We start from the raw sequence: 2,416 nt of genomic DNA, 5'->3' as shown, positions 1-2,416 counted from the left end.
TGGAAGTATGGGCGTATATATAATGCCGTTTATCAAACACGCGCAAGCCATACCGAAAGACACTGGCATCCCTGCATCCATCATACTGGGTCAAATCATGTTAGAATCAGGCGGTTCAAACCCGGGCGGATTGTCCGGGCTTGCCTACTACTCTAAGAACCTATTTGGAATAAAGGGAAGAGGTACAGCAGGAAGTGCCACGATGGGTACGACCGAAGTATATAACGGTAAGACCTATCACGTGAAGGATGGCTTTGCAAAGTACAACAGCTATCAAGATTCCATACGCGCCCACGCGGAACTATTATCCAAGCCGCGTTATGCGTCAAAGCTGAAGAACGCAAAAAGCGTTGAGGACTATGCGAAGGGAATCAAAGCTGGAGGGTATGCAACAGACCCTAACTATGTAAATAAGCTTCTCGGCATTATCAGCAGTAACAACCTTCACCAGTACGATGATAAGGACATTACATTCAAAGGAACGTCAGGAGCCGGGGCGACAGGTGGGGATTCTTCATCTTCAGGCACTGACGACAAATCATATTTATCAAATATCATGTTCGGCGTGTTCAGATGGTCTCTTATTCTCGGGCTTGCTATCATTGCAATCGTGTTCTTTATGAAAGCCTTCCCAGCAGTCGGAGACGTTGCGAAAGGTACAGAATCATCAGCAATGGATTTTGTTCCGGGTGGTCGTGCTGTCAAATCTGTTTCTAAGGGAGCCAAAGCCATTAAGAAAGGACGCAGCGCGTCAAACCACATCAAGAAAGCCGCTACAATAGCAAAAGGAGTGAACAAGAATGCCGGAACTAGTCAAACAGCCGGGGGATGACCATAAAAAGAGTACATGGCGTGAACAGACCGTCACCATGCTACCGGGCGACATTACAACGGTTTATTTTGACGACACAAAGCCGAACCATTCAGCCATAACAAATAACACAAGTCAGATCGTGTACGTACACGAGCGCCCGAGCGTGTCGCCTAACAATTATCTTTTAGCCGTAGCGCCGGGGTCAACAAAGCTTTTGGCGCGACCGCTCGGCTATCACACAATCTACCTTGACGCCGCGATCGTGCAGCCCGAAAAAGTCCGGGTCGAATCTTGGATTGAGAAATTTACAGCGTCATCTATACCACAGTCCATTGACACCGTTCAGCTTGGGCAGATGACAGGAACCGTAGATATATCAGCGTTACCGCCGCTTGCGGCAGGCGACAAGCATATTGGGAGTGTTGAGATAGATAAGCCTGTCACACTCGGCGGGTCTTCTATCCCGGCGACACAACCTGTACCAACTCGGGAAGCCGGAATGAATGACTTTAGGGTTGGTGGGGTGAGTGTAGGCGTCACGCCTGTAATGGCAAAGTCAGGTTCTAGCAAACTGACAAACCGCCGAGAGTTGACGATCTACCCGCCTAACTCGGGTGTCATTTATTGGGGTAAGCAGGGTGTCGAGACGACTACAGGTGCGCCGCTCACGTCTAACGACAGCCCGCTAACATTTAAGGTTCATAGCCAAAGCCCTGACGTGTACCTAGTCGCTGATACTGAGACAGTCGTCACAATCGTGGAGGTGTCCTAATTGATTGAACTCGGGTCAAGGCGGACGCCGCCCTATGATGATACAGGCGTCAAAACAAGTATTTCAGATTTAAAAGACAAGATGGCAAAGCTTCAGGACACCGTTGACCATATGGACGTGTCAGATGAGATAAAGAACGATATTCTGACGCTTCAGCAAAAAGTCCAAGCGTTAGAGGATACCGCGGACGGTGGGTCAACTGGTGCAACTGACCAACAAATTCAAAGTATGAAGGCTGACGTTGATTCATTCGGCCGAGTCTTGGACGCTCATGTAAAGGACACGACCAAACACGTATCGTCTGAAGACCGTACCAAGTGGGACGGTATGAGTGACAGGGTGACGACATCAGAAACAAACCTGAAGAACCATATCGCAAATGCTAAACCTCACGTCTCGGATTCTGAACGTTTGAAATGGAATCAAGCTGCTACGGATGCGACACAGCTGCAAAAGGATTTACAGACAACGAATCTATCGCTTCAGGATGTTATCGGGGTTCAAAACTTCTCACAGAAATATGCATTAACGGATGCTGAAGGAATGCGGAAACGGTTGGCTTCAGCTGACAGCATATTCACCGCACCACCCGGTTTTTATTATGGGACAGGATGGAATCAACTACCGTTACCGGGTGACGCTTCTTGGTACTATCTCGACATTCTACCAGCGCCAAACGGTCTGCGGAAATTGGTTCTGACACGTTCCTATGATAATACGTCATGGATTGGTGTTATACACACTGACAATGTATTCAGGGGTTGGCGACAGCTGTTTACACAAAATGATTTTATGGCGCTCACATGGTATAACCTTCCGTTATTGAATGG

Annotated in this window: 3 protein-coding genes; all 3 read left to right on the top strand. The window is 48.2% G+C overall.

Annotated elements, in window-relative coordinates; translation table 11 throughout:
• A partial coding sequence (locus ACFXKG_RS41120; protein ID WP_384850708.1) for a glycoside hydrolase family 73 protein occupies positions 1-832 on the top strand: 832 nt, incomplete at its 5' end.
• Positions 801-1,586 carry a hypothetical protein gene (locus ACFXKG_RS41115; protein WP_376642735.1) on the top strand — a complete coding sequence of 262 codons (786 nt, stop codon included), beginning with the start codon at positions 801-803 and terminating at the stop codon, positions 1,584-1,586. The genes ACFXKG_RS41120 and ACFXKG_RS41115, both read left to right, overlap by 32 nt.
• Positions 1,587-2,416 (top strand): hypothetical protein (locus ACFXKG_RS41110; protein ID WP_384850705.1); only part of this gene is annotated, 830 nt, incomplete at its 3' end. It abuts the gene before it with no gap.

This window comes from Streptomyces sp. NPDC059255, from assembly GCF_042752355.1.
Lineage (GTDB): Bacteria > Actinomycetota > Actinomycetes > Streptomycetales > Streptomycetaceae > Streptomyces.
This window is presented reverse-complemented; position numbering and strand designations above follow the sequence as displayed.